Genomic DNA, 1,167 nt, shown 5'->3' with positions numbered 1-1,167 from the left:
TCCCATCTGTCCGCTCGACTTGCATGTATTAGGCACGCCGCCAGCGTTCGTCCTGAGCCAGGATCAAACTCTCCATATAAGAGTTGATTAAGCTCATAAGTTGTCTTTTCAAAAAAGACTAATGATTTAACGTTGACGTTTTTGTTCGTTCAGTTTTCAAAGATCAATCCGTCGCTCAAAGGCGACTTTATCATCTTATCAGATTCAATTATCTGAGTCAATAACTTTTTTAAAGTTTTTTTGGTGGAGCCTAGCGGGATCGAACCGCTGACCTCCTGCGTGCAAAGCAGGCGCTCTCCCAGCTGAGCTAAGGCCCCAATATTAATGGTCGGGAAGACAGGATTCGAACCTGCGACCCCTTGGTCCCAAACCAAGTGCTCTACCAAGCTGAGCTACTCCCCGTAATATGGCGCGCCCGAGAGGAGTCGAACCCCTAACCTTTTGATCCGTAGTCAAACGCTCTATCCAATTGAGCTACGGGCGCAATATGAAATTAAAATGGTGCCGAGGACCGGAATCGAACCGGTACGGTAGTCACCTACCGCAGGATTTTAAGTCCTGTGCGTCTGCCAGTTCCGCCACCCCGGCATAAAAATGGAGCGGAAGACGGGATTCGAACCCGCGACCCCCACCTTGGCAAGGTGATGTTCTACCACTGAACTACTTCCGCTTAAAATGGTGCGGGTGAAGGGAGTCGAACCCCCACGCCTTGCGGCGCCAGATCCTAAGTCTGGTGCGTCTGCCAATTCCGCCACACCCGCAATATGAAATTAAAAATGGTGAGCCATGAAGGACTCGAACCTTCGACCCTCTGATTAAAAGTCAGATGCTCTACCGACTGAGCTAATGGCTCATACTTTTATGAGACTTTCTAAAGCCTGAATGGCTTTATTTTCTAAAAGAATAGAAGTGGTGCCGGTGAGAGGACTTGAACCCCCAACCTACTGATTACAAGTCAGTTGCTCTACCAATTGAGCTACGCCGGCAAATATGGTGGAGGATGACGGGATCGAACCGCCGACCCTCTGCTTGTAAGGCAGATGCTCTCCCAGCTGAGCTAATCCTCCATAATATATGCCCGGCAGCGTCCTACTCTCACAGGGGGACAGCCCCCAACTACCATCGGCGCTGAGAAGCTTAACTTCCGTGTTCGGTATGGGAACGGGT

General features: G+C 50.0%; 9 tRNA genes and 2 rRNA genes. All 11 read right to left on the bottom strand.

Annotated features, from left to right (window positions below):
• Window positions 1–79 (bottom strand): 16S ribosomal RNA (locus tag DFO72_RS29170); the annotation flags it as partial.
• A 162-nt stretch (window positions 80–241) separates the two neighbouring features.
• Window positions 242–317 (bottom strand) — tRNA-Ala (locus DFO72_RS29165).
• An 8-nt stretch (window positions 318–325) separates the two neighbouring features.
• A tRNA-Pro gene (locus DFO72_RS29160) sits at window positions 326–402 on the bottom strand.
• A 5-nt stretch (window positions 403–407) separates the two neighbouring features.
• Window positions 408–484 (bottom strand) — tRNA-Arg (locus tag DFO72_RS29155).
• A 15-nt stretch (window positions 485–499) separates the two neighbouring features.
• Window positions 500–588, bottom strand: a tRNA-Leu gene (locus DFO72_RS29150).
• Between the two features lie 7 nt (window positions 589–595).
• Window positions 596–670, bottom strand: a tRNA-Gly gene (locus DFO72_RS29145).
• A 6-nt stretch (window positions 671–676) separates the two neighbouring features.
• A tRNA-Leu gene (locus DFO72_RS29140) sits at window positions 677–761 on the bottom strand.
• A 16-nt stretch (window positions 762–777) separates the two neighbouring features.
• Window positions 778–853, bottom strand: a tRNA-Lys gene (locus tag DFO72_RS29135).
• Between the two features lie 57 nt (window positions 854–910).
• Window positions 911–986 (bottom strand) — tRNA-Thr (locus DFO72_RS29130).
• A gap of 5 nt (window positions 987–991) precedes the next feature.
• A tRNA-Val gene (locus DFO72_RS29125) sits at window positions 992–1,067 on the bottom strand.
• Window positions 1,068–1,076: 9 nt separating this feature from the next.
• Window positions 1,077–1,167, bottom strand: a 5S ribosomal RNA gene (gene rrf / locus DFO72_RS29120); the annotation flags it as partial.

The sequence above is a fragment of the Cytobacillus oceanisediminis genome (genome assembly GCF_004366035.1).
Classification (GTDB): domain Bacteria; phylum Bacillota; class Bacilli; order Bacillales; family Cytobacillaceae; genus Cytobacillus; species Cytobacillus oceanisediminis_C.
This window is presented reverse-complemented; position numbering and strand designations above follow the sequence as displayed.